The 23,260-nt window shown below is 61.8% G+C and carries 23 protein-coding genes and 1 pseudogene; 13 read left to right on the top strand and 11 right to left on the bottom strand.

Annotation, left to right across the window (positions count from 1 at the left end; translation table 11 throughout):
* Positions 1–258: 258 nt before the first annotated feature.
* Positions 259–999: pseudogene (locus CKW21_RS22510) on the top strand (L,D-transpeptidase family protein); the annotation flags it as partial.
* A 13-nt stretch (positions 1,000–1,012) separates the two neighbouring features.
* On the opposite strand, the gene CKW21_RS22505 reads toward CKW21_RS22510, so the two are convergent.
* Positions 1,013–1,927, bottom strand: a complete 915-nt coding sequence (locus CKW21_RS22505; protein ID WP_095196101.1) for a LysR substrate-binding domain-containing protein — start codon at positions 1,925–1,927, stop codon at positions 1,013–1,015.
* 200 nt (positions 1,928–2,127) lie between these two features.
* Between CKW21_RS22505 and CKW21_RS22500 the strand changes: the two genes are divergently transcribed.
* The 4 genes from CKW21_RS22500 (at position 2,128) to CKW21_RS22485 (ending at position 6,159) form a co-directional block, all read left to right on the top strand.
* Positions 2,128–2,877 carry an SDR family NAD(P)-dependent oxidoreductase gene (locus tag CKW21_RS22500; RefSeq protein ID WP_095196100.1) on the top strand — a complete coding sequence of 250 codons (750 nt, stop codon included), beginning with the start codon at positions 2,128–2,130 and terminating at the stop codon, positions 2,875–2,877.
* A 98-nt stretch (positions 2,878–2,975) separates the two neighbouring features.
* On the top strand, positions 2,976–4,274 hold the full coding sequence (locus CKW21_RS22495; RefSeq protein ID WP_095196099.1) for an MFS transporter: 1,299 nt from the start codon (positions 2,976–2,978) through the stop codon (positions 4,272–4,274).
* Between the two features lie 17 nt (positions 4,275–4,291).
* A complete protein-coding gene (locus tag CKW21_RS22490; protein WP_095196098.1) occupies positions 4,292–5,140 on the top strand; it encodes a transketolase in 849 nt (282 codons plus the stop codon).
* Positions 5,137–6,159 carry a transketolase family protein gene (locus CKW21_RS22485; protein ID WP_095196097.1) on the top strand — a complete coding sequence of 341 codons (1,023 nt, stop codon included), beginning with the start codon at positions 5,137–5,139 and terminating at the stop codon, positions 6,157–6,159. The genes CKW21_RS22490 and CKW21_RS22485 overlap by 4 nt, the downstream gene beginning before the upstream one ends.
* A 67-nt stretch (positions 6,160–6,226) precedes the next feature.
* On the opposite strand, the gene CKW21_RS22480 is transcribed toward CKW21_RS22485, so the two are convergent.
* Positions 6,227–6,976: a creatininase family protein gene (locus CKW21_RS22480; RefSeq protein WP_095196096.1), complete on the bottom strand. Its 750-nt coding sequence runs from the start codon at positions 6,974–6,976 to the stop codon at positions 6,227–6,229.
* Between the two features lie 69 nt (positions 6,977–7,045).
* Positions 7,046–8,359 carry an MFS transporter gene (locus CKW21_RS22475; RefSeq protein ID WP_095196095.1) on the bottom strand — a complete coding sequence of 438 codons (1,314 nt, stop codon included), beginning with the start codon at positions 8,357–8,359 and terminating at the stop codon, positions 7,046–7,048.
* A 136-nt stretch (positions 8,360–8,495) separates the two neighbouring features.
* On the opposite strand from CKW21_RS22475, the gene CKW21_RS22470 reads away from it, so the two are divergent.
* Positions 8,496–9,443 (top strand): LysR family transcriptional regulator, encoded by a 948-nt coding sequence (locus CKW21_RS22470; protein ID WP_095196094.1) that lies wholly within the window; start codon positions 8,496–8,498, stop codon positions 9,441–9,443.
* Positions 9,444–9,643: 200 nt separating this feature from the next.
* Here CKW21_RS22470 and CKW21_RS22465 read toward each other — a convergent pair whose 3' ends face one another.
* The 6 genes from CKW21_RS22465 to CKW21_RS22440 all read right to left on the bottom strand — a co-directional run bounded on the left by CKW21_RS22465 (position 9,644) and on the right by CKW21_RS22440 (position 15,404).
* The gene (locus tag CKW21_RS22465; RefSeq protein ID WP_095196093.1) at positions 9,644–10,966 is read right to left on the bottom strand and encodes a cytosine permease; all 1,323 of its coding nucleotides are present in this window, start codon (positions 10,964–10,966) and stop codon (positions 9,644–9,646) included.
* 111 nt (positions 10,967–11,077) lie between these two features.
* Positions 11,078–12,052, bottom strand: coding sequence for a biotin-dependent carboxyltransferase family protein (locus tag CKW21_RS22460; protein WP_095196092.1), 975 nt, complete (start codon positions 12,050–12,052; stop codon positions 11,078–11,080).
* The gene (locus CKW21_RS22455; RefSeq protein ID WP_095196091.1) at positions 12,049–12,921 is read right to left on the bottom strand and encodes an allophanate hydrolase subunit 1; all 873 of its coding nucleotides are present in this window, start codon (positions 12,919–12,921) and stop codon (positions 12,049–12,051) included. Before CKW21_RS22455 ends, CKW21_RS22460 begins: the two co-directional genes overlap by 4 nt.
* Positions 12,918–14,291 carry an acetyl-CoA carboxylase biotin carboxylase subunit gene (locus CKW21_RS22450; protein WP_095196090.1) on the bottom strand — a complete coding sequence of 458 codons (1,374 nt, stop codon included), beginning with the start codon at positions 14,289–14,291 and terminating at the stop codon, positions 12,918–12,920. Before CKW21_RS22450 ends, CKW21_RS22455 begins: the two co-directional genes overlap by 4 nt.
* 15 nt (positions 14,292–14,306) lie before the next feature.
* Entirely contained in the window at positions 14,307–14,552 is a 246-nt protein-coding gene (locus tag CKW21_RS22445; protein WP_095196089.1) for an acetyl-CoA carboxylase, read from the bottom strand.
* Between the two features lie 93 nt (positions 14,553–14,645).
* A complete protein-coding gene (locus CKW21_RS22440; RefSeq protein ID WP_095196088.1) occupies positions 14,646–15,404 on the bottom strand; it encodes a 5-oxoprolinase subunit PxpA in 759 nt (252 codons plus the stop codon).
* Positions 15,405–15,562: 158 nt separating this feature from the next.
* Between CKW21_RS22440 and CKW21_RS22435 the strand changes: the two genes are divergently transcribed.
* The 6 genes from CKW21_RS22435 to phnE (CKW21_RS22410) all read left to right on the top strand — a co-directional run bounded on the left by CKW21_RS22435 (position 15,563) and on the right by phnE (CKW21_RS22410) (position 20,682).
* A complete protein-coding gene (locus CKW21_RS22435; RefSeq protein ID WP_095196087.1) occupies positions 15,563–16,480 on the top strand; it encodes a LysR family transcriptional regulator in 918 nt (305 codons plus the stop codon).
* 170 nt (positions 16,481–16,650) lie between these two features.
* Positions 16,651–17,145 (top strand): PaaI family thioesterase, encoded by a 495-nt coding sequence (locus CKW21_RS22430; protein WP_095196086.1) that lies wholly within the window; start codon positions 16,651–16,653, stop codon positions 17,143–17,145.
* Between the two features lie 306 nt (positions 17,146–17,451).
* On the top strand, positions 17,452–18,303 hold the full coding sequence (locus CKW21_RS22425) for a putative selenate ABC transporter substrate-binding protein (RefSeq protein WP_095196085.1): 852 nt from the start codon (positions 17,452–17,454) through the stop codon (positions 18,301–18,303).
* Positions 18,300–19,097 (top strand): phosphonate ABC transporter ATP-binding protein, encoded by a 798-nt coding sequence (locus CKW21_RS22420; RefSeq protein WP_095196084.1) that lies wholly within the window; start codon positions 18,300–18,302, stop codon positions 19,095–19,097. The genes CKW21_RS22425 and CKW21_RS22420 overlap by 4 nt, the downstream gene beginning before the upstream one ends.
* Entirely contained in the window at positions 19,091–19,918 is an 828-nt protein-coding gene (gene phnE / locus CKW21_RS22415) for a phosphonate ABC transporter, permease protein PhnE (protein WP_095196083.1), read from the top strand. The genes CKW21_RS22420 and phnE (CKW21_RS22415) overlap by 7 nt, the downstream gene beginning before the upstream one ends.
* Positions 19,915–20,682 (top strand): phosphonate ABC transporter, permease protein PhnE, encoded by a 768-nt coding sequence (gene phnE / locus CKW21_RS22410; RefSeq protein ID WP_095196082.1) that lies wholly within the window; start codon positions 19,915–19,917, stop codon positions 20,680–20,682. The genes phnE (CKW21_RS22415) and phnE (CKW21_RS22410) overlap by 4 nt, the downstream gene beginning before the upstream one ends.
* Positions 20,683–20,684: 2 nt before the next feature.
* Here the strand turns inward: phnE (CKW21_RS22410) and CKW21_RS22405 are convergent, their stop codons facing one another.
* Both CKW21_RS22405 and CKW21_RS22400 read right to left on the bottom strand, forming a co-directional pair.
* On the bottom strand, positions 20,685–21,377 hold the full coding sequence (locus CKW21_RS22405; RefSeq protein ID WP_095196081.1) for an RES family NAD+ phosphorylase: 693 nt from the start codon (positions 21,375–21,377) through the stop codon (positions 20,685–20,687).
* On the bottom strand, positions 21,371–21,778 hold the full coding sequence (locus CKW21_RS22400) for an antitoxin Xre-like helix-turn-helix domain-containing protein (protein WP_095196210.1): 408 nt from the start codon (positions 21,776–21,778) through the stop codon (positions 21,371–21,373). The genes CKW21_RS22405 and CKW21_RS22400 overlap by 7 nt, the downstream gene beginning before the upstream one ends.
* A 154-nt stretch (positions 21,779–21,932) precedes the next feature.
* On the opposite strand from CKW21_RS22400, the gene CKW21_RS22395 reads away from it, so the two are divergent.
* Positions 21,933–23,189: an epoxide hydrolase family protein gene (locus CKW21_RS22395; RefSeq protein ID WP_095196209.1), complete on the top strand. Its 1,257-nt coding sequence runs from the start codon at positions 21,933–21,935 to the stop codon at positions 23,187–23,189.
* The last annotated feature ends 71 nt before the right edge of the window (positions 23,190–23,260 follow it).

Here is a 23,260-nt window from a genome sequence, read left to right as displayed (position 1 = left end):
AAGTGACAGAGACTAGACGGGTAAATTGAAGTTCATACGTGCACAGGATGCAGCAATAAATCCAAGGGCTCCGTATAACACTCTGGTTTACCTGGTGGCTGAAGGTTGGCAGCAGATCAATTTCGACACCTCCAGCACGGCACGATTGATTCGTTTTTCAACTAGATGCCATTAAGATTATGCGTTTGTCCTCTGAGTAGCGATCACTGAGTATCGTGCCCTTCACGAACCCAGTCGCCAGCTATTCAAGGCTTCCCGATGATCAAAGCGGTACGGTTTTTTCCCGTCGCCAAAGTGGCCCCCTCCAGAATCAATCAGTTACGGCTGGCGTCAGCGTTGATAGCCGGTTTTATTGTTCAGCCCAGTATGGCTGCCCGCTACGAACTGCCTTCCGATGGAAGTTCAGTGGTGGGTAGCAAGCAATTCGTTATCGCGCGTTTTGAAGACACCTTTGCTGATTTGGCCGAGCGCTACAATCTTGGGTATCAAGAAATGCTGGATGCCAATCCCGGTGTGGATGCCTGGTTGCCAAAGGTCGGTACGAGCATTCAGATCCCTACGCAATTCACCTTGCCTGAGGGTCCGAGGGCGGGTGTGGTTATCAACCTGGCTGAACTTCGCCTGTACTACTTTCCTGCCGGAACCCGGTACGTTTACACCTATCCGGTAGGAATTGGCCGTGAAGGCTGGTCGTCCCCTTCAGGCACGACTCGCATTACCGAGAAAGTCGCCAACCCTTCGTGGTTTCCTACCCCTTCCATTCGTGCCGAACATGCGGCGGACGGGGATCCATTGCCGAGCCGTGTCCCCCCCGGGCCAGACAACCCACTTGGTCCCTATAAAATACGTTTGGGACAGTCGACATACCTTATCCATGGTTCAAACAAGAAATTCGGCATCGGCACACGTACCAGTCATGGTTGCTTTCGCATGTACAACCACGATATCGAAGAGTTCTTTTCGAGAGTACCGGCAGGTACGACTGTGCGAATCATCAATTAAAGCCAAAGGCTCAGTAACTGAAATCATGCCCCAGCTCTTTCTGCATCCACTCCAGGAAACGCCTTACCCGAGGGAAGTTCGAATGGGCACGGGGAAACACCAGGTGGTGGGCGGTGATCGGCGCGCTCAACTCGGGCGCCACCTCGACCAACGCACCGCGTGCCAGATAGTCCTGCGCCAGCAGCGTGCTTTCGAGGGCAAAGCCGAGCCCGTGACTGGCGGCCTCCAGCGTCATGTAGGAACGATCGAAGCTGAGGGTGTAGGGCTTTTCGGGGCGTGACACGCCATGTTGGGCAAACAACTGCGGCCACTTGATCAATGTGGCTTCCGACAGGATCAGGTTGTTGTCCAGCAAATCCGTGACCGTGCGGATCGGGCGCTTCTCCAGCAGTTTCGGCGAGGCCATGACTGCGATCTGCTCATTGCGAATCGTCCGTACTTCATAGCTGGGCCAATTGGGCATGCCATGGCGGATGTCGACATCGATCTTGTCGCGACTGAAGTGCAGCGACTCATAAGAGCACGAGAGATTGAGCTGGATATCCGGGTGACTCTCGCGAAACTGCTCCAGGCGCGGCATCAACCACAGCAGCCCGAAACTGGGCGATGAGTGCAGGCGCAGGCAATCGAGACTGACATCGCTGGAGGCGCGTTCGGTGGCCACGGCGAGGCTGTGCAGGATGCCGGAAACCTCCGTCAGGTACTGCTCGCCGACCGGCGTCAAGGTCACGCCTCGGGCCGTTCGGAAAAACAACTGTCGCCCGATCATCGCCTCCAGCTTGGCCAACTGGTGACTGACTGCCGAGGGGGTCAGGTCGAGCAATTCGGCGGCGCGCGCGACATTGCCGAAGCGGGCGGTCTGCTCGAAGGCCTGAATGGCTTTCAGCGGTGGCAGTGTTGCAGGTGCGTCGTCATTTGAACCCATGATGATTGTTGTTCCGCTGCAAGTGGCATGAAACGGGGGTTAAGCCATTCAAGCATCCGGACAGGCCGTTGGCGAGTGCTGAATTTTTTTCAGCATCCAGTGAAGTTCGCGTTATTGCTCAGGGTCGGTGTGGAGAACAAGCTGAGTCATCGATTCGATTTGAGTCGAACCCATAAAAACAATCTCAGAGGTACTCCTCCATGCTTCTTCAAGGCAAAGTCGCGATCATCACCGGTGCAGCTTCCGCACGGGGCATTGGCCGCGCTACCGCGACCACCTTCGCGCAACACGGCGCCCGTGTGGTGATCCTCGATCTGGATGAATCCGCTGCACGCGATGCCGCTGCGACCCTGGGTGAAGGCCATCTCGGTCTCGCGGCCAACGTCGCAGACGAATCCCAGGTTCAGCAAGCTGTCGCGAAAATCATCGAGCACTTCGGTCGCATCGACATTCTCGTCAACAACGCCGGCATCACCCAACCCCTCAAGACCCTGGACATCCGCCCTTCGGATTACGACAAGGTGCTGGATGTCAGCCTGCGTGGCACTTTGCTGATGTCCCAGGCGGTGATTCCGGTCATGCGTGAGCAGTCATCCGGCAGCATCGTGTGCATGTCCTCCGTTTCCGCTCAACGCGGTGGCGGCATTTTCGGTGGCCCTCATTACAGCGCGGCCAAGGCCGGCGTGCTGGGTCTGGCCAAAGCCATGGCCCGGGAACTGGGGCCGGACAAGGTCCGCGTGAACTCCATCGCCCCCGGCCTGATCCATACCGATATCACCGGTGGCCTGATGCAGGACGAACGCCGTCACGCCATCATCGACGGCATCCCGCTGGGTCGTCTAGGCGAGGCGCAGGATGTGGCCAACGCGGCCCTGTTCCTGGCCAGCGACCTATCCTCTTACCTGACCGGCATCACCCTGGATGTGAACGGCGGCATGCTGATTCACTGATGACACCTGACGGGCCTGGCGGCCCGTGCGGATCTGGATCGACGACACAGCCGGGCCTCATCGCCTGGCGGTCAATAAAAACAAGAGATCAGACCATCATGACTACCCTGTCGCTCGAAGCGGTTTCGACCGTGCGCTCCAACGCCTACCGCAAGACCGCGTGGCGCCTGATGCCCTTTTTGATGCTGTGCTACCTGTGCGCCTACCTGGATCGGGTCAACGTCGGCTTTGCCAAGCTGCAAATGATGAACGACCTGGCGCTCAGCGAAACCGTCTACGGACTGGGCGCCGGCATGTTCTTCATCGGCTACTTCCTCTGCGAAGTCCCCAGCAACATCATCCTGCACAGGGTCGGTGCACGTGTGTGGATCGCCCGCATCATGATCACCTGGGGCATCGTCTCCGCCCTGTTCGCCTTCGTCGAAACCGCCTGGCAGTTCTACGCGCTGCGCTTTCTGCTCGGGGTTGCCGAAGCCGGCCTGGCACCGGGGCTGTTGCTGTATCTGACCTACTGGTTTCCGTCCTACCGGCGTGCGCGCATGACCGTATTGTGGTTCATCGCCATTCCGCTGTCGGGCATGGTCGGTGGCCCGCTCTCGGGCTGGATCATGAACCACTTCGCCGGCATGCACGGCTGGGCCGGCTGGCAATGGATGTTCGTCCTGGAGGCGGTGCCGACGGTGGTTATCGGCCTGCTGGTGCTGAGTTATCTGAAGGACGGCGTGCATCAGGCCACCTGGCTCGACGAGGACGAAAAAGCCTTGATCAGCCGTGAGCTGGCCGAGGACGACCAGCAGAAAGTGACTCATGCCTCGGTAGGCGAATTCATCCGTGACCGGCGTCTGTGGTTGCTGGCCGGCATCTACTTCTGCGTGGTGATGGGGCAGTACGCAATCACCTTCTGGCTGCCGACCCTGGTGCGTAACGCGGGGGTTTCCGATCCGCTGCACATCGGCTTCCTGTCCAGCCTGCCCTATCTCTGCGCGATTGTGGCCATGCTGTATGCCGGACGCAGCGGTGACAAACATCGTGAGCGTCGCTGGCACCTCATCGTACCGATGATCGCGGGTGCTTTCGGGTTGAGCCTGGCTGCCCTGATGGGTGGAAATGTACTGCTCTCCATTCTCAGTCTTTGCCTGGCCGCTTCCGGAATCCTGTCCGCGACGTCGATGTTCTGGATGTTGCCCACCACGTTGCTGGGTGGGGTGTCTGCCGCCGCCGGCATCGCGGCGGTCAACAGCTTCGCCAACCTCGCCGGCTTCTGTTCGCCTTACCTGATCGGCTGGGTCACCACACAGACCGGTTCCAGCGCCATCGGCATGTATCTGATCACCGGCGTACTGCTGTTCGGTGCCACGTTGGTACTGCGCATCCCCGCCGCCTCGGTCAATCGTTGATTCATTGGAGTTTCACCATGACTGCTCATCCTGCATTCACGTCATCTACGACGCTGGCGCAACGCGCTCATAACATTCGCCGCCATGCCTTGCGCATGGGCCAGGTTCAGGGGCAAGGCTACGTCGGCCAGGCCCTCGGCGCCGCCGACCTGCTGGCTGTGTCTTACTTTCACGCCCTGAGCTATCGGCCCGAAGACCCGGAATGGGAAGGACGCGACCGCTTCTATCTGTCGATCGGTCACTACGCCATTGCCCTGTACGCAGCCTTGATCGAAGCCGAAATCATCCCGTTGGACGAATTGGAAACCTACGGCGCGGACGACAGCCGCCTGCCGATGTCGGGCATGGCCGCCTACACCCCGGGCATGGAGATCACCGGTGGTTCGCTCGGCCAGGGTCTGGGCATCGCCGTCGGAGCCTGCCTGGGACTCAAGCGCAAAGGCTCACCCGCCTTCGTCTACAACCTGTTGTCGGACGGCGAGCTGAATGAGGGCTCGACCTGGGAAGCGGTGATGTCGGCGTCGCACTGGAAGCTCGACAACCTGATCGCCATTGTCGACGTCAACAACCAGCAAGCCGATGGCCATTCCAGTGAAATTCTTTCGTTCGAACCCATCGTCGATCGTTGGCAGGCCTTCGGCTGGTTCACCCAACGCGTCGATGGCAACGATCTGGAAGCTCTGGTCACCGCGTTCGATGCCGCACGCAACCATCCCGGCACTCAACCACGGGTGATCATTTGCGACACCAAAATGGGCAAAGGCGTGCCCTTCCTCGAAACCCGCGAAAAAACCCACTTCATCCGCGTCGAAGAACACGAATGGGATCTGGCACTCAGCAACCTTGAAGAAGGAAACAACCAATGAGCAACGCAGCCCACACGCCGACTTCCACGGTTACGCCTGCCAAAAAACGCCTGACGACTTCGGCGATGATTGCCTCAATCGCCTCTGAGGGCCAGGCCGCGAAATCCGCACCGTTCGGCCATGCGTTGGCCGCATTGGCGGATCAACGCCCGGACATCGTCGGCCTGTCCGCCGACCTGTCCAAGTACACCGACCTGCACATCTTCGCCAAGGCCCATCCGGATCGTTTCTATCAAATGGGCATGGCCGAGCAACTGCTGATGAGTGCGGCAGCGGGCATGGCCCGGGAAGGCTTCGTGCCCTTCGCCACCACCTATGCCGTATTCGCTTCGCGCCGCGCCTATGACTTCATCTGCATGGCGATTGCCGAGGAAAACCTCAACGTCAAGATCGTCTGCGGCTTGCCCGGCCTCACCACCGGCTACGGCCCCAGCCACCAGGCCACGGACGACCTGGCGATCTTTCGCGCCATGCCCAACCTGATGATCGTCGATCCGTGCGATGCGCTGGAAATCGAACAGGCGGTGCCCGCCATTGCAGCCCATAACGGGCCGGTGTACATGCGTTTGCTGCGCGGCAATGTGCCGCTGGTGCTGGACGAATACGGCTACCAATTCGAGATCGGCAAAGCCAAGACCCTGCGTACCGGTAACGATGTGCTGATCATCTCCACCGGTTTGATGACCATGCGCGCCCTGGAGGCGGCGAAAGAGTTGCAAGCGGATGGGGTTGATGTCGCCGTGTTGCACGTGCCGACGATCAAACCCCTGGACGAGCAAACCATTCTGGCTGAAGCCCGCAAACCGGGTCGCCTGGTGGTCACCGCAGAAAACAGCTCCATCATCGGTGGTCTGGGCGAAGCGGTCGCCAGTGTGCTGCTGCGCAACGGAGTGACGCCGACCTTCCGGCAGATCGCATTGCCCGATGCGTTCCTCGATGCTGGGGCCTTGCCAACGCTGCATGACCGCTATGGCATCTCGACCCAGGCGGTCTGCGCGCAAGTCAAAGCCTGGCTTTGAGCGCTGACTGACAGAGAGCGCCCAGGGACGGGCGCTCGCAATGGGTCCGGATGATCTGATCAAGCCATCAGCCCGGCATCGATTCCCGGTTGAATGCCTCCACTTCCTTCACCAGCCCCTCGGCGGCCAACATCACCAGTGCCCGGCCTTTTTCCGCTGTCGCCTGCGCCGGGTCCGAGCCCATGCGCCCGTCCGGATGGCGTGCGCGGAAATCCCGGGCTTCGCGGATGGGGCCCCAGTTAGCGATCTGCGGCGAATAGCCCGCCGACTTGATCGAGTCAGGATAGGCCCACTGGGTGACGGCGATTTCCGAAGGCGTTGCATGCACACCGTGCCCCGTCGGGAACTGTTCCTTGGCAAGGTCATTGACCCCTTCCAGATCCCACCAGTTGCACAACTTCAGCGCGAACCCCGCTGGGCGTCGGGCGAAACTCGCTTCGGCGTAAAGCTCCGAGAATGCCGCCTCAATCGATGCAACGTTGCCACCGTGGCCATTGAGAAACAGGATCTTCTCAAAGCCGTGCGCGGCCAGCGATCGCACCCAGTCGCCAATGGCGGCGATGAACGTTGAAGGGCGCAGTGAAATGGTGCCCGGGAACCCGAGATGGTGTTGCGCCATGCCGATGTTGAAGGTCGGCGCGATCAGGATGTCGGCCCTGCTCTGAGCTTCGTGGGCAATGATTTGTGGACACATCCAGTCAGTGCCCAACAGGCCGGTCGGGCCGTGTTGTTCATTCGAACCGATGGGAATCACGATGGTGCGGCTGCGTTCAAGAAACTGGCCGATCTCGGCCCAGGTCGACAGGTGTAGAAGCATGGAAGTGCTCTCCTTTGGATGGTTCCTTGCGGAACGCGACGATTCAATTTCAGGGTTCAAAGTGACTGATCAGCCTGCACTGTATTGAGGCGCGACGTGTTCAGTCGAGAGTGATCTGTTGAGCGTGATGATAAGCACCGCGCACAGGGAGGCGCAGCCGACGACTACGATGCCGAGGTTCATGTTTCCGGTAGCGGTTTTTGCCCAACCAATGACCGCCGGCCCCCAGAAGCCACCGCACAGGCCGATGGTGTTGATGAAGGCAATGCCTCCCGCCGCCGCCTCACCCTTGATGTGTTCCGAGGGCATGGCCCAGAACACGGTATACGCCATGAAAATCGTAGCGGTCGCCCCGGTCAGCAGCGCCAGCGACACCAGAACATGTCCCTCGGCAAAAGGGAACATCAGCAGGCACAAGGCGGCGATGCCCGCCGGTACCGCGCAGTGGTAGCGGCGCTCACCGAGCCGGTCGGAGCGGCGTCCAATCAGGTACATGCCAATGGCGGCGCCTACGTAGGGAATGGCGGCGTACCAACCCAGCTGCAGGGTGTCATTGACTCCTTGGGCCTTGAGAATGGCTGGCAGCCAGAAGCTCATGGCGTAGATCGAGAAGATGATGCAGAAGTAGGCCGACGCCAGGATGTAGGTTTTCGGGTCGCGCAACACGGCCCGGAACGAATGGACCTGGCTCGTCGATGTCCCCAGTTCAGCCTCCAGCAGATGCTTTTCCTCGACACTCAGCCAACTGGCCTCCGAGGGTCGATTGGCAAGCACGAAGTACGTAAGGATGCCGAGGAACACGCAAGGCAGGCCTTCAAGCAGAAACATCCACTGCCAGCCGGTCATGCCGCCCACACCGGCCAACGTGGTGATCAGCCACGCGGACAGCGGGCCACCGATAATGCCGCCTACGGGGCCGGCGATAAAGACGATGGCAATGGCGCGGGCCATCCGTGTCGGGCCGTACCAGCACGACAGGTAATAGATCATGCCCGGGGCAAAACCGGCTTCGAACACACCCAGCAGAAACCGCATCACGTAGAACGTCGGCACGTCGCGTACAAAGAGCATGCACGCCGAGGTGATGCCCCATAACACCAGGATGCGGCTGAAGGTCTTGCGTGCGCCAACCCGTGGCAGCATCAGGTTGCTCGGCAGCTCAAACAACACATACCCCAGAAAGAAGATGCCCGCGCCCGCGCCATAAGCCGCGTCGGAAAGCCCCAGATCACTCTGCATCTGCAGTTTGGCAAAACCGACATTGATCCGATCCAGATACGCAAACACATAGCAGATGAACAGCAGCGGCAGCAGCCGCCAATTGAGCTTGCGGTACAGGGCCGCAAGGGCCTTGCTTCTTGCCGAGGTGTCGAGGGTTGACATGCACGTCTCCGGTTCTTCTTGTTGATCTACGGTCGTGCCAGGGATGTTGCCCCCACAGCCAAAGCCCAGCAAGAGCAACTAAGTTCGCGTATCGTTGCCCTACGAGCAACGCTGAAACAACGGAGAGACGTCAGCCATGCGCGAAATAAACCAACAACGCCTGAGGTATTTCCACGAAGTGCTGGTCCACGGCTCGATTCGTGGCGCGGCAGACAGCATCAACACGTCGCCATCGGTGATTACGCGCCAGATCAAGCTGCTGGAAGAGGAACTGGGGGCGACACTGTTCGAACGCCAGGCGCGGGGTGTGCAACCGACCGAAGCGGCCGCGCACTTGCTGGAGTTCTGGCGCGGTTATCGATCCCATCAGGAGAAGCTCGAAGACCAGTTGCAAGCGATCAAGGGCCTGCAGCAAGGCCATGTGCGGGTGGTCATCAGCGAGGGTTATGTCGATGCGTTGGTTGACAACGTACTCGCGCCCTTCTGCAAGCAATACCCGAAACTCAACGTCACGCTGGACACGCTGCCGGTCGTCGACGTACTCCACGAAGTCGCCGAAAACCGTGCGCACATCGGCCTTGCCTACAACCCGCCCCTGCATGCGCACATCGATTTTCGCGCAACCTCATCGCAGCCGGTGATGCTGCTGGTTCGCCCCGATCACCCGCTGGCCTTGCGAGGGGGGCCGGCGACGGTCGCGGACATTCTCGACTGCCCGTTGGTGTTGACGCCCACCACCTTCGGCATCGGCCAGGCGATAGAGATGCTTGAGTACGCGGAAAAGATCGAGATCCGCCCGGTGCTGGTCAGCAACTCCCTGGCAGCACTCAAGCGTCTGGTGGCCGCCGGGGACTTCGCCTCGTTGCTCGGAGAATTCGCCGCCTACAGAGAAATCGCCCAGGGCAGCCTGGCCGCCATTGCGGTGGAACATCCGCTGTTTCAGGGGGTTGAGGCGAAACTGCTGGTGAAGTCCGGTCGACCGCTGGCGGCCCCGGCTCAGGAGTTGCTCAACTGGATGCTCAAGCGCCTGCCGATGTTTTCGCCTGACGGGTGCCCGGGCCCGGAAGGAAAAGTGACGACCTGAAGCGGAGGCTCCGGGGCCGAGCAACCGATGCAAGCGTTCACTGAAAATCACATTGTGGGAGCGAGCCTGCTCGCGAAGGCGGTGTGTCATTCAACCTGGATGTTGAATGGTACGTCCTCTTCGCGAGCAGGCTCGCTCCCACAGTGGGTCCGGTACATCTGTCAGGCCGCCTTCGCGAGCAAGCTTCGCTCCTACAGGTTTTAGTCCGCCAACCGGACCTGCAACCGGCTGCGATGGGACAAACCGGCCTGCAAGGCAAAGGCGACGATCACCGTTGCGGGCGCGGAAAAGCTACTCGCTGCGCCTGCGGAAAACATCAATGCCAGCCCCAACGCCGTCGCACCAAACCACGCGGTCAGGCCCACTGGATTGAACGCGGCCACACGCTCCAGCGCCGCTGCGTCATAGCGCCCGTAAACGATCTGCGCCAAGGCCACGCCGACCCAGGCCACCACGAAAATGCCCTGATAGGCCAACGCCTTGAGCAAGTACGCAAACACATCCGCCAGCATCAGGCCGTAGACGATCACACCGACCGCCAGCGCCCACATCAGGTACGAACCCCGCAGACCGAAACGAGCGAAGAACGCCTGCATGTTCAAGGTCGCCAGGTAGTAATTGGCGGTGTTGATCCGGGTTTGCGTGGCCCATACAAACAACAGGCCCCACAGCCCCATCAACTGCAGGATCGCCATCACCACCGACACTTCGTTGAGCGCGCCTTCGTGGGGAATACTGCTGACCAGGTAGATGCCCGCCGCGCCGTTGAGCAAAAACGTCACCGCGTAGAACGGCATGCCGAAGTTCCAGCGGCCGTGATATTCGGCGTCCTCGATCTTGCCGAAACGGGCGTAGTCGAAAGTGAACAGCATCAGGATCCACACGCCCATGTAGGCGACGAAGCAGTCCCACCAGCCGAAGGCGCTGGGGGTTGCCGGGCCGAAATCCAGCCATTGCGGCTGGTAGCCGTAACGGCTGATCGACAGCCCCACCGCCACCAGCAAGCCACCCAGATACACCGGCAGCAACACGCCGTTGAGCTTGTCCAGCCAGTGCTGCACGCTGCCCAGGATCATCGGCACGCTGTACAGCACCACCAGCAATGCGGCCAGCGGATAGACCAGTTCCGGGTACAGGTGATTGAGCGCCACGGCGATTACCGAGCCTTCGAACACGGCGTAGTAGATCGCCGTCGAGAAGAAGATCAAGGTCGCCAGGCAGGCGCCGGTGCTGCCGAACAACAGCCGTGAAAACAACGCGACCGACAAGCCGCTGCGGATCGCAAAGCGACTGAGCACGGTGTTGACCAGCCCGTAGCTGATCACCGATAGCACCATCCCGATCAGCGCATTGCGCGCGCCATAGGACAACGCCAGGGAAGCGCCGACCACGATGTAGAACATCGCGCTGCACACCGCCCACCAGGCCATGGTCAGCGACAGTCGGCCCATGCGCGCGCCGGTTGGAACGGGATGATTGGCCGGGTCTTGCCCGGTTTGACTCGATTGCGATAAAGCAGCCATGTGCGTGCACTCCAGAACCAGTCAAAGGTTGAAGCGCGGGCAGCCGTCACCGCACCGAAGTGCGGCGTTGGCTCACCGTTTGGCTTTACCCGCGCAGAGCGACGGGCAGCATCAGGAAGGGAACAGCTTGCTCAAGCAGCTGAGTTTTTTCTTATAGGAACGTCGCGCTTCCAGCGCTTCTTCGAGGGTCACCGCCACGAAACGGGCTTTCTGGTTGGGTTGCATCTGGCCGATCAGGTCGAGGTCGGCGCTGATCACCGTGCCGATCATCGCGTAGCCGCCACCGGATACCGCATCGCGGTGCAGCACGATGGGTTCGAGCCCGGCGGGCACCTGGATCGAGCCGATCGGGTAGCAACTGTCGACGATGTTCGACGGATCGGAACCGGCACCGAACGGCTGCTCACGGGGCTGAAAGCTCAGCGGGCTGCCGCCCTTGAAGCGATAACCGATGCGGTCCGCCTCCGAGCCGACGGTCCAGGCCTCGGCGAAAAAGCTGTCCGCCGCCGCTGGGGTCAAGCGGTCGTAGTACAGCCCCGGCACCACGCGCAGGGTGATTTCACCCCCCAGGGATTGGCGCAACGCCATGGGCAGGCTGGCCCCGGCGCGGCCCTTGCCGCTGGCGATGCCCACCGGCAATTCGTCCCCGGCAATCAGGCGACGGCCCTGAAAACCACCGAGTGCGCCCAGGGCATAGGTGGAACGACTGCCGAGCACCACCGGCACATCAATGCCGCCGGCCACCGCCAGGTAAGCGCGGGCACCGGCCTTGGGGAAATCAAAACGCAGCACTTGCCCGGCCTTCACCTCGAAAGCGGTGTCCAGGTGCATGTCCACGCCATCGACCTTTGGCGTCATGTGCGCACCGCACACCGCCACCAGCGCGTCTTGCCGGAACTCCAGTTCCGGCCCCAGCAACGTGCATTCCAGCGCCGCCGAATTGGCCGGGTTGCCCACCAGTTGATTGGCCGCGCTCAGGGCGTACTGATCCAGTGCGCCGGAAGGCGGAATGCCCAGGTGGTAATACCCTTCGCGGCCCAGGTCCTGTACCGAGGTGGCGAGACCGGGTTTGAGTACCTTGATCATGCCAGCACCTCCTGCAGCGACTTGGGATAGCCGATCGGGTCGGCGAGAAACGCATCCAGCGAGAATTCCACCGGACGAATCCGCAGATCGAAGCGCCCGGCTTCGACCTCGGCCACGGCCTGGTCATAGGCCTCCCGGTCCATCGGCTTGAACTGCACGATGTCCCCCGGACGGAAGAACACCATGTGCTCTTTCAGGTACGCCAGGTTTTGCTGCGGGTCGTAGATCGGCGCCGGCGTGACGCCGAACATCTGATAACCACCGGCACCGCGCACCGAGTAGATGCAGCCGAAGCAACCGCCGTGACCGAGGGTCAATTTAGGCGTGTCAGTGCGCGGTCGCAGGTACTTGGGCACCTGCAACTGACGCTCGCGCTCGACCATCTGGAACATAAACGGCAGGCCGGCAACGAAGCCCACCATCGAGACAAACCACGGCGCGCCACTGTGGGCGGCGATGAACGCCTCGACGTCGGCCAGGCCGTTGATCCGTGCGGCGTATTCCAGGTCCGTGGCGCTCGGATCCTGATGGCGGTCGCGAAAACGCATCAGGGTTTCATGGGTCCAGGGATCGTTGTACAGCACCGGAATTTCGATGATCCGGGTCTGCAAGGTGCGCTCGGCAACCGCCTCGGCTTCTGCGCCTTTCACCGCTTCGAGCAGGTCGGAAGGCGCGATGCGGTCCGGGTCGAAACGGATCTGGAACGAGGCATTGGCCAGGCACACATCGAGTACGCCATCCAGTGCCAGTCGCTCCACCGCACGGGTCACGGCCATGCCCTTGAAGAACGCTTCAAGGGACATGCTGTCGCTGACTTCGGCAAACAGATGCTCATCGGCGCCAAAGCTGTAGCGGATTGGATTGCTCATGCTTCACCTCCGCTGCGGCGCGCAGCCAGCCAGGTTTCCAGGGTGCCGGTGTGGAAGTCGGCGCTGTGCAGCCAGGGTTGCTCCAGCAGTTCAGCGTGCAACGACAGAGTGCTCGCCATGCCGGTGAGCGTGGTCTGCTCCACTGCAAGGCGCGCACGGGCCAAGGCTTCGTCGCGATCCCGACCGTGAACAATCAGCTTGGCCAGCAACGAGTCATAGTAAGGCGGCACGCGGTAGCCTTGATACAGATGAGTATCGACCCGCACGCCCTCGCCTTGCGGCCAGACCAGCGATTCAACCAGACCGGGACTCGGGAAGAAATCCCGCGCCGGGTCTTCGGCATTCAGGCGCATCTGCAACGCGGCGCCATTGAGCTGGATATCGCTTTGCTGCAAGCCCAACGGCTCGCCACCGGCAATGCGCAGCATGGCCTGCACCAGGTCGATGCCGGTGATCAATTCGCTGACCGGGTGCTCCACCTGAATCCGCGTGTTCATCTCGATAAAGAAAAACTCGCCGGTGGCGTCGTCGTACAGATATTCCAGGGTGCCGGCGCCCTTGTAGCCCAGGGCTTCGGTCAAGCGTACGGCACTGGCGCACAGCGTTTCGCGCTGTTGCGGGTTGAGAACCGGCGACGGCGCCTCTTCAAAGATTTTCTGCCGACGACGTTGCAGCGAGCACTCGCGCTCAAACAAATGCACCGCGTGCTTACCGTCGCCCAACACCTGCACTTCGATGTGCCGGGCCTTGCCGATGAACCGCTCCAGGTACACCGCGCCATTGCCGAATGCTGCCTGGGCTTCGCGCTGGGAACGGGGGAACTCTTCGCTCAGTTGTTGTGCGTTTTGCGCCAGACGAATGCCACGCCCACCGCCACCGGCCGAAGCCTTGATCAGCAGCGGAAAGCCAACGGACTCGGCCGCCTTGAGTGCCGACTCGACGTCGAACAGCTCACCGGGGGAACCGGGCACCACTGGCACACCGGCCGCTTGCGCAGTGCGCCGGGCTTCGGCCTTGTCGCCCATGCGCCGGATCGTCTCGGGGCTCGGCCCGACGAAAATAGCACCGGCGGCGAGGACCGCTTCGGCAAAATCCGCGTTCTCCGACAGAAAGCCGTAACCGGGGTGGATCGCATTGGCACCCGTGGCTTTCAAGGCGCCGAGCAATGCCTCGACGTTCAGATAGCTTTTATCGGCGCGGGCCGGGCCGAGGATGTGAACCTCGTCGGCCATGCGCGCGGCCTGGGAGTCGACGTCCGCCTCACTGCATGCCGCAACGGTGGGGATTCCCAGTGCTTTGGCGGCACGGATGATCCGCACGGCAATTTCGCCACGGTTGGCGATCAGTAATTTACGAATAGCTTGGGTCATGATCGTGCCCTACCCTCAATGGCCGTCGAGTGTTGCGATGACCTGACCCGGCTCCACCGGATCACCGTCTTCCACCACAAACGCACTCAGGCGACCGGCCGTCCCGGCGGTCAGTTCGGAAAACTGCTTCATGACTTCGATCAGGCCGATGACGGTGTCGGCGCTGACTTCTGCGCCCTCCTCGACGTAGTTCGCCGATTCCGGTGTGGCTTTGCGATAGAAGGTCCCGGGCAACGGGGTAATGATGGTGTGTTCGGCCATGTCTGTTCCTCTTGGAATAGTTGTAGAAAGGCAGGCAAAAAAGATGAATCGTGTGCAAACCCTGGCGTCTCTGTGCCGGGTGTTTCGTTCTGATCAGCGCGGTGCGCGAACCTTGATTCCCGCGTCATCGAGCGCTTTACGCGTGGCTTCGACCAACGCCAGGGCACCCGGTGTATCGCTGTGCAAACAGATGGAATCAAATTCGATCGCCAGGTCTTCGCCTTCGACGGTGCGCACCACGCCTTCCTGACAGGCACGCAGCACCCGCGCCGCGACCTGGGCCGGATCGTAGGCACGCACGTTGCGGGTAAAGACGATGGAACCGCTGAGGTCGTATTCGCGGTCGGCGTAGAACTCACGGATCACCGGTTGGCCAAGTTCCTTGGCGACGCGCCAGATCACGGAGTTGGGCATGCAATACAACAGCAGTTCAGGTTCCAGGCGCTGCAGGTTTTCCACCAGCAAACGCGCGGCTTCCTCGTCCCGGGCCAGGTGCATGTACAGCGCACCGTGGGGCTTGATGTGTTGCAGGGCCACGCCTTGAACCCGGGCGAGTTCACGCAGCGCCCCCAACTGATACAGCATGTCGTCCACCAGCTCCTGGGCCGGTGCATTGATGTGCCGGCGGCCGAAGCCGACCAGGTCGCGAAACCCCGGATGCGCGCCGATGGCCACGCCCAGGCGCTTGGCCTGCTCGACGGTGCGGCGCATGGTGCCGGGATCGCCGGCATGGAAACCGGTGGCGATGTTGGCGGTGCTGATGAAGCCCATCAGCTCATTGTCGACGCCATCGCCGATGGTCCATGGGCCGAAACCTTCGCCCATGTCCGAGTTGAAATCTACTGCCTGCATGACGCTTGCTCCTGACGCTTGTGACTTCATGCAGACCACGTTAAATTCCAGCCAACCCCTTGGGAAGATCTATTATCAGATAGGTCATCTTCTGAAAAACAGATAGCTCTAAAAACAGAAAGCCCTGAAAAACAAAAAGCCCGTCCACCGGAGTGTTCATGTCACTGACCCTGCGCCAGGTCCGCTATTTCGTCGCCACCGCCGAGATCGGGCAAATCTCGCAAGCCGCGATCCATCTGAACATTTCCCAATCGGCGGTGACCACGGCGATCAAGGAACTGGAAGGCATGCTCGGCACCCTGCTGTTCCAGCGGTCGGCCCAGGGCATGAGCCTGACCGATGCCGGGCGGCACTTTCTCAATCGGGCCTACGTGATCTTGCGCAGCGTCGACGACGCCCTGAACAGCCCGCTGCCCGACGTGCGCGCCAGCGGGCTGCTGCGCCTCGCCGCCAGCTACACGGTGATCGGTTACTTCCTGCCGCACCATCTGCAGCGACTGGAGCACTGGCACCCGGACGTGGCTATTGAAGTCCACGAACAGGAACGGCAAGCCATCGAACAAGGCCTGCTCGAAGGTCGGTTCGACATGGCGGTGGTGCTCACCGCGAACCTCACGCACCCGGACATCGTCTCCGAAACCCTGTTCAACTCCGAACGCCGGCTGTGGCTGCCCAGCCACCATCCGCTGTGCGAACGCTCGGCCGTCAGCCTGGCCGATGTGGCCAAGGAACCCTACATCCTGCTCACCGTCGATGAAGCCGAACAAAGCGCCATGCGCTACTGGGAACATGCTCATCAGCAGCCCAACGTCAGGGTCCGCACCAGCTCCGTGGAGGCGGTGCGCAGCATGGTCGCCAACGGCAGCGGCGTGGCGATCCTCTCGGACCTGGTGCACCGCCCCTGGTCGCTGGAAGGCAAACGCATCGAAACCGTGACCATCACCGACAAGGTCACCCCCATGAGCGTCGGCCTGGCCTGGCATCGCGAGCGCGAATTCAGCCCGGCGATGCAGGCGTTCCGCAATTACTTCCACGATGCATTTCTGGCACCGCAGCAGCATTCGGCACGGCGGTGAAGGCGAGTGGAAAAAGACTGTGGGAGCGAGCCTGCTCGCGAAAGCGGAGTGTCAGTTGACATAAACCTCGCCTGATACACCGCCTTCGCGAGCAGGCTCGCTCCCACAGGAGTTAAAGTGTTCAATACACCGACCCGATTGGTTTCCCATTTTTTAAGGATGATCAAGGCATGTCCACCCTCGACACCTCCCTGCAAGACTCCGCCGCGCCGGATGGCGTTTGCTACGGTTGCGGCGGCCGCAATCCCCACGGGCTGCACATCAAGAGCTACTGGCATGAAGACGGCGAGCACGTCGTGGCCGAGCATGTGCCGGATGCCATGTACTGCGGCTGGCCGGACCTGGTGTACGGCGGCTTGATCGCGATGCTGGTCGACTGCCATTCCAACTGGACGGCGATGGCTTATCACTACCGCGCGGAACAACGCGAAGTCGCCAGCCTGCCCCGCATCAACTGCGTCACCGGCAACCTGGGCATCAAGTTCATCAAACCGACACCGATGGGCGTGCCGCTGATCCTGAAGGCAAAAGTGGAAGGCGATGTCGGGCGCAAGACCCGTGTCATCTGCGAGGTCTACGCCGGGGACGTGCTCACGGCGGTGGGTGACTCGGTGTTTGTCCGGGTTGATACCGAACAACTGGCGGATGCGGCACATGGTCGGTAATCCAACCGTGGGAGCTAGCCGGCTCCGGGCTGCGCTCCGACGAAGGGGTTGTGTCATGCAGCATAAATGTTGACTGACACACCGCTTTCGCGAGCAGGCTCGCTCCCACAGGGGATTGGGGTATATCCGTAATAGTCAGGTCGGTTGTCGGGCCGCCTCGCTTTGGTTGTTGCGGTGTACGCCCCCTCTCAATTTGAGGCCCCCAACCACCCGCCCCATTTCGGCTAACCTCTCAATGCGCCTTCGCCTCAATAACCCTGTACCCTGCGCACCGAAAACCCAGCGTAAATGAAACGGAGATCTTCCATGCTCAAGCGTACCCTGGCATTGGCCATCGGCTTGACCCTGTCGGTTTGCAGCGTGCTCGCGCAGGCCGCGGACACCCTGAAAGTCAGCGCCATTCCCGATGAGGCACCGACCGAACTGCTGCGCAAATTCAAGCCGCTGGGCGCCTACCTGGAGCAACAGTTGGGTATGAAGGTCGAGTTCGTGCCGGTGAGCGACTACCCGGCCGTGGTCGAGGCGCTGGCCACCGACCGCCTCGACCTGGCCTGGCTCGGCGGTTTCACCTTCGTACAGGCACGGCTGAAAACCGGCAATGCCATTCCATTGGTGCAACGCGAACAGGACGCGAAGTTCACCAGCAAATTCATCACCGCCGACCCGAACGTCAAGTCCCTGGCCGATCTCAAGGGCAAGTCCTTCGCCTTCGGCTCGGTGTCGTCCACGTCGGGCAGTCTGATGCCGCGTTACTTCATGCTCAAGGACGGCATCAAGCCGGAAACCTATTTCAGTCGCGTAGGCTATTCCGGCGCCCATGACGCGACAGTCGCCTGGGTGCAGGCCGGCAAGGTCGACGCCGGGGTCCTGAACGCCAGTGTGTGGGAAAAACTGGTCGCCGCCGGCAAGGTCGATACCGACAAGGTCAAGGTGTTTGCCACCACCCCGGCCTACTTCGACTACAACTGGACCGTGCGCGGCACCCTCGACCCGGCGCTCGCCGGCAAGATCAAGGCCGCGTTCCTGGCACTCGATCCGGCGAAGCCTGCGGACAAGGAGATCCTGGATCTGCAAGCCGCCAGCCGCTTCATCGAAACCAACCCCGAGAACTACAAGGGCATCGAGGAAGCCGCACGCGCCGCCGACTTGCTCAAATGACCATGCAATTGACCGGGGTCACCCTGACCCACGCCAACGGCGTCCAGGCGCTGCGTGGCGTGGACCTGCACATCGGTGCGGGCGAACAAGTAGCTATCATCGGCCCGTCTGGCGCAGGCAAGTCGAGCCTGCTCAATCTGCTGGCCACCGCTTTGCGCCCGGGCAGCGGTGAGTTGCAAGTGCTGGGCGAACACGCCTGGCAGCTGTCGGCCCGCCAGCGCCAGCGCCTGCGCGCCCGTATCGGCCTGGTGCATCAATCACCGCCCCTGCCCCCGCGCCAGCGCGTCGTCACGGCGGTACTCGCCGGCAAACTGGGGCAGTGGGGTCTGGGCAGGAGCCTGCTGAACCTGCTGCACCCGGTGGACATTCCCGGCGCACGGGCGGCACTGGCCCGGCTGGACCTCGGTGACAAGCTGTTTGCACAATGCCAGCAACTGTCCGGAGGCCAGCTCCAGCGTGTCGGCGTGGCCCGGGTGCTGTATCAGGCGCCCGAGGTGTTGCTGGCCGATGAGCCGGTGTCGGCCATGGACCCGGTGCTGGCCGGGCACACCCTGTCAGTGCTCTGTCGCCATGCCCGGGAACACCGCGTCACCCTGGTCGCCAGCCTGCATGCGGTGGAACTGGCCCTGGCGCACTTTCCACGGATCATCGGCCTGCGTGACGGACAGATCCTGTTCGACCTGCCGGCCAGCGCCGTCGACCACGAGCTGCTCGACAAGCTCTACGCCAACGAGCAACTGCAATCGCCACCGGCGCCCCCGCCGCCCTTGAGCGTGCAGATTCCCCGATGCTGACCCGCGACTCCCGAGACCCCGCCACCCGCCCCCGCCTGCTGCTCAGCTTGCTGGCGATTGCCTTGTTGTGGCCTGGCATCCACTTCAGCGAACTGGATCTGGGGGTACTGCTGGCGACCGACAGCCAGAGCGAAATGGGCCGCTTCGTCTCGACCTTCTGGCCTCCCGCCTATGGCGAAGAATTCCTCCAGCTCTTGTGGCAAGCCACCTTGCAAACCCTGGCCATCGCCACGGCCGGCATGACCCTGGCGTTGCTGCTGGCAGTGCCCGCCAGCCTGCTGGCCAGCCGTGCCCTGTCGCTGTCGGCGGCCTCTCGCGCCGGTCGCCCAAGTGACCTCGGCCGCCTGTTGCGCTGGCCGGTGCGCGGCTTGCTGATCTTCCTGCGCAGCGTGCCGGAAATCGTCTGGGCCTTGCTGTTCGTGCGCGCGGTGGGCCTGGGTCCGACCGCCGGGGTCCTGGCCATCGCCATTACCTACAGCGGCATGCTGGGCAAGGTTTACGCGGAGATTTTCGAGTCGGTGGACCAGCGTCCGGCCCACGCGTTGCTGCAAGCGGGCAGCGGTCGGCTCGCCTCGTTTTGCTACGGCATCCTGCCCAATGTCGCGGCGGAGCTGCTGTCGTACACGGTGTACCGCTGGGAATGCGCCATCCGCGCCTCGGTGGTGATGGGCTTCGTCGGAGCCGGCGGCCTGGGCCAGCAAATGGACCTGTCGCTGCGCATGTTCGCCGGCGGTGAAGTGGCCAGTCTGTTGCTGACCTTCCTGTTGCTGGTGCTGCTGGCCGATCAACTCAGCCGCCTGTTGCGCTGGAGGCTGGAATGAATCGCCTGATCAATCTGACCTTGCTGCTGTGCATCGGCGTCGCGGTGGTTACCTCCTTCAGCTATCTGGGCATCGACCTCGGTGCGCTGGGTGGCAGTGACAACATCAAGCAGATGGGCGCCTATGCGCAGCGCTTTCTCAGCCCGGACCTGAGCCCGGCCCACCTGCAGGCCATCGGTCATGGCGCGCTGGAAACCCTCGCCATGTCCGCCCTCGGCACGTTGCTCGCGGCGGTGTTCGGGCTGATCCTGGCGCTGCCGGCGGCGGGTCGGTTCGGCTGGCCGTTCAAGAGCGTATCGCGCCTGGTACTCAACGCCCTGCGGGCGATTCCGGAACTGGTCTGGGCCGCGCTGATGGTGTTGGCCGCCGGCCTGGGTCCGAACGCCGGCACCCTGGCGCTGGCCCTGCACACCACCGGTGTACTTGGCCGCTTGTTTGCCGAAGCGCTGGAGAACACCCCGCCGCAACCCGCCGAAGCGATCCGTCTGCAAGGCAGCAATGCCGTGTGGGCATTCTGTTACGGCACCCTGCCCAACCTGTTGCCCCAGCTGCTGGCCTATATCCTTTACCGCTGGGAAAACAATATCCGCATGGCCAGCGTGCTCGGCTTCGTCGGTGCCGGCGGCCTGGGGCAGATGTTGTATGTCAGCCTCAGCCTGTTCCAGGAAGCCCAGGCCAGCACCGTGATTCTGGCCATGCTGTTGCTGGTGCTCGCCGTCGACTCGCTGAGCAGCTGGAGTCGCCAGCGCTGGGTCAAGGCCTGACCTCAGGCTTCGCTGATCTGGTTGACGCTGGTGATCTGCCGGTTCCAGATCATCTCGTAATGGGCGCTCTGGACAATCGACAGAACCGCCCGTGGGGTCATCAAAGCCCAGCAATGGCTGCCTGGCCTGCGAACGGAGTGATAACGCAGCCCCGGACACCCGGCCTTTCGAATGGCTTTGCCGAAGTGATGGGAGTCGGTGTAATCGTCCGGGTCATAGATCGGATCGGTCATCGAAATGGCCGTCGCATCTTTCATCGCCTTGTCCACGAAAGCACAGGACAGCCCCCGAAAAACAAAGCGCTCATAGTTGAGGTTGCGCACGTTGGACCAGTACCGCGTTTGATGATGCTGCACCTCGGCCAGCGCCGTTTCCATGCTGTCGGCCAGGTACAACACGCCAAAGCTGCCATCGCTGAACCGCGACCCCGCCGGGTTGACGTGGGTAAAGGGCGCGGTGGCATACGAGCAGCCGGGAATACCGAACGGGATCTCACTGCGGGCGACCAGCTCAAGTTGCCCGACCTCGTTTTTCAACCGCGGATTGGTCAGCGCCTGAATCTCATACAACACGTCGAATTCGTCGGCATCGGCCACGTCATCAAACATCGCAATCGGCGGAAACTTCGAATTAACCAGCCGATAGGCTTGCAACGACTCACCGGCAAACACCGGCAGCCGGTTCAGCCTCACCATTGTGCGCCCCGCAGCGCGTCGATCCGCCGAAACGTCTCGTACAGCGAAATCATGTCCCCTTGGGCCATGATCTCCAGCGGGGTCCGTCCGTTGAAAAACTCGTTGTCGTTGGCCATCGACGCAAACCCGTAGACGTTTTCCGGGTTATCGAAGATCAGGCGCAAGGTGGCGTGGATGTTCAGCACAAAACTGATGCGTTGCATCTGGTCCGCGTCCAGGGCCACGGCCCAGTCGGGATCGCGCTGCCTGGCGCGGGTGTAGGTACTGCGGGAAATGCGCAGAATGCGGCAGGCCTGCTCGCTGGAGGCCGCCCATTTTTCGAGGATGCCGACAGCGGCGCGCAGCCCGGTCACACACTGGTTCTTGGTAAACCCCTGCTGCGCCTGAAGGGCAACTGGCATGTAGAACATCTCCTTGCTAATCCATAGACTCAAACATAGGTATTTTGAATCTGTAGATCAACCACGCTTCGACCAGTGGTACAGGCCATATTTCGCCCCCATGCCATGCTGACTACCAAGGATCGCTTCGCGCCCCTCGGCTGAGGTAATGAAGATGAAACACGAATTCGCGGCTGCCCTCGCCCTTTGCGTTTGCGCCCTCTTCAACGTGGCTTCAGCCGATGACAGCGTCCGCCCTTTCAAGGTCGCCATTGAAGAAAAGGTCCTGGTCGACCTGCGCCAGCGCATCGCAGCCACCCGCTGGCCGGACAAGGAAACCGTCGGCGATGCATCCCAGGGTGCGCCACTGGCACAGTTGCAACCCCTGATGCGCTATTGGGGCACCGATTACGACTGGCGCAAGGCCGAAGCGCAACTCAACGCCCTGCCGCAATTCGTCACGACCATCGATGGTGTCGACATCCATTTCATCTGGGTGCGCTCGCCGACGCCCAACGCGCTGCCGATGATCATGACCCACGGTTGGCCGGGCTCGGTGTTCGAATTCATCCAGGTCATCGGTCCACTCTCCAACCCGCTCGCCCACGGCGGCAAGGCGAGTGATGCCTTCGACCTGGTGATTCCCTCTATTCCCGGCTACGGCTTTTCCGGCAAGCCCGAAGGCACCGGCTGGGACCCGGATCGCATTGCGCAGGTCTGGGCGCAGCTGATGCAGCGCCTCGGTTACCCGCAGTACGTCGCTCAAGGCGGCGACTGGGGCGGGCCCATCACCGGTGCCATGGCGCGCCAGGCGCCAGCGGGGTTGCGTGGCATTCATTTGAATTTGCCGGCGACGATACCGCCCGAAGCGGGTGCCGCGCTGGCGGTGGCGGGTCCGGCACCGGCGAGTTTTGATCCGCAGGAACGCGCGACCTACGAGGCCGTGGCCACCCTGATCAAACAGGGCAACCTGGCGTACAGCGCCATGATGGCTGCCCGACCGCAGACAATCGGCTACGGCGTTGCGGACTCCCCGGTCGCCCTCGCCGCGTTTCTGCTGGTGCATCCGGGTTTCTCGCAATGGACCTATGGCACTGACGCGCAACAGTCGCCATCCCGGGATCAGGTGCTGGACGACATCAGCCTCTACTGGCTGACCAACAGCGGCGCTTCGTCCGCCCGGCTGTACTGGGAAAACAAAGGCCGCAGCCCACTGTCCTCCAGCGCCCAGAAGACCAGCGAAATCTCATTGCCGGTGGCGATCACGGTGTTTCCGGGCGACGTCTACTGCCCACCGGAAAGCTGGGCCCGACGCGCCTACAAAAACCTGATCTACTTTCGCCAGGCAGAAAAAGGAGGCCATTTCGCAGCCTGGGAACAGCCGCAGCTGTTCACCGAGGAACTGCGCACGGCGTTTCGGTCGTTGCGTTGAAAGCCGGCAAAAATCCAAATGTGGGAAATCCTCCCCTGTGGGAGCGAGCCTGCTCGCGAAGAGGTCCTCAC

It is taken from the genome of Pseudomonas sp. Irchel 3A7, from assembly GCF_900187565.1.
Classification (GTDB): Bacteria; Pseudomonadota; Gammaproteobacteria; order Pseudomonadales; family Pseudomonadaceae; genus Aquipseudomonas.
Note: the sequence above shows the minus strand (reverse complement) of the source record. Positions and strands in the feature narration are given on the sequence as shown.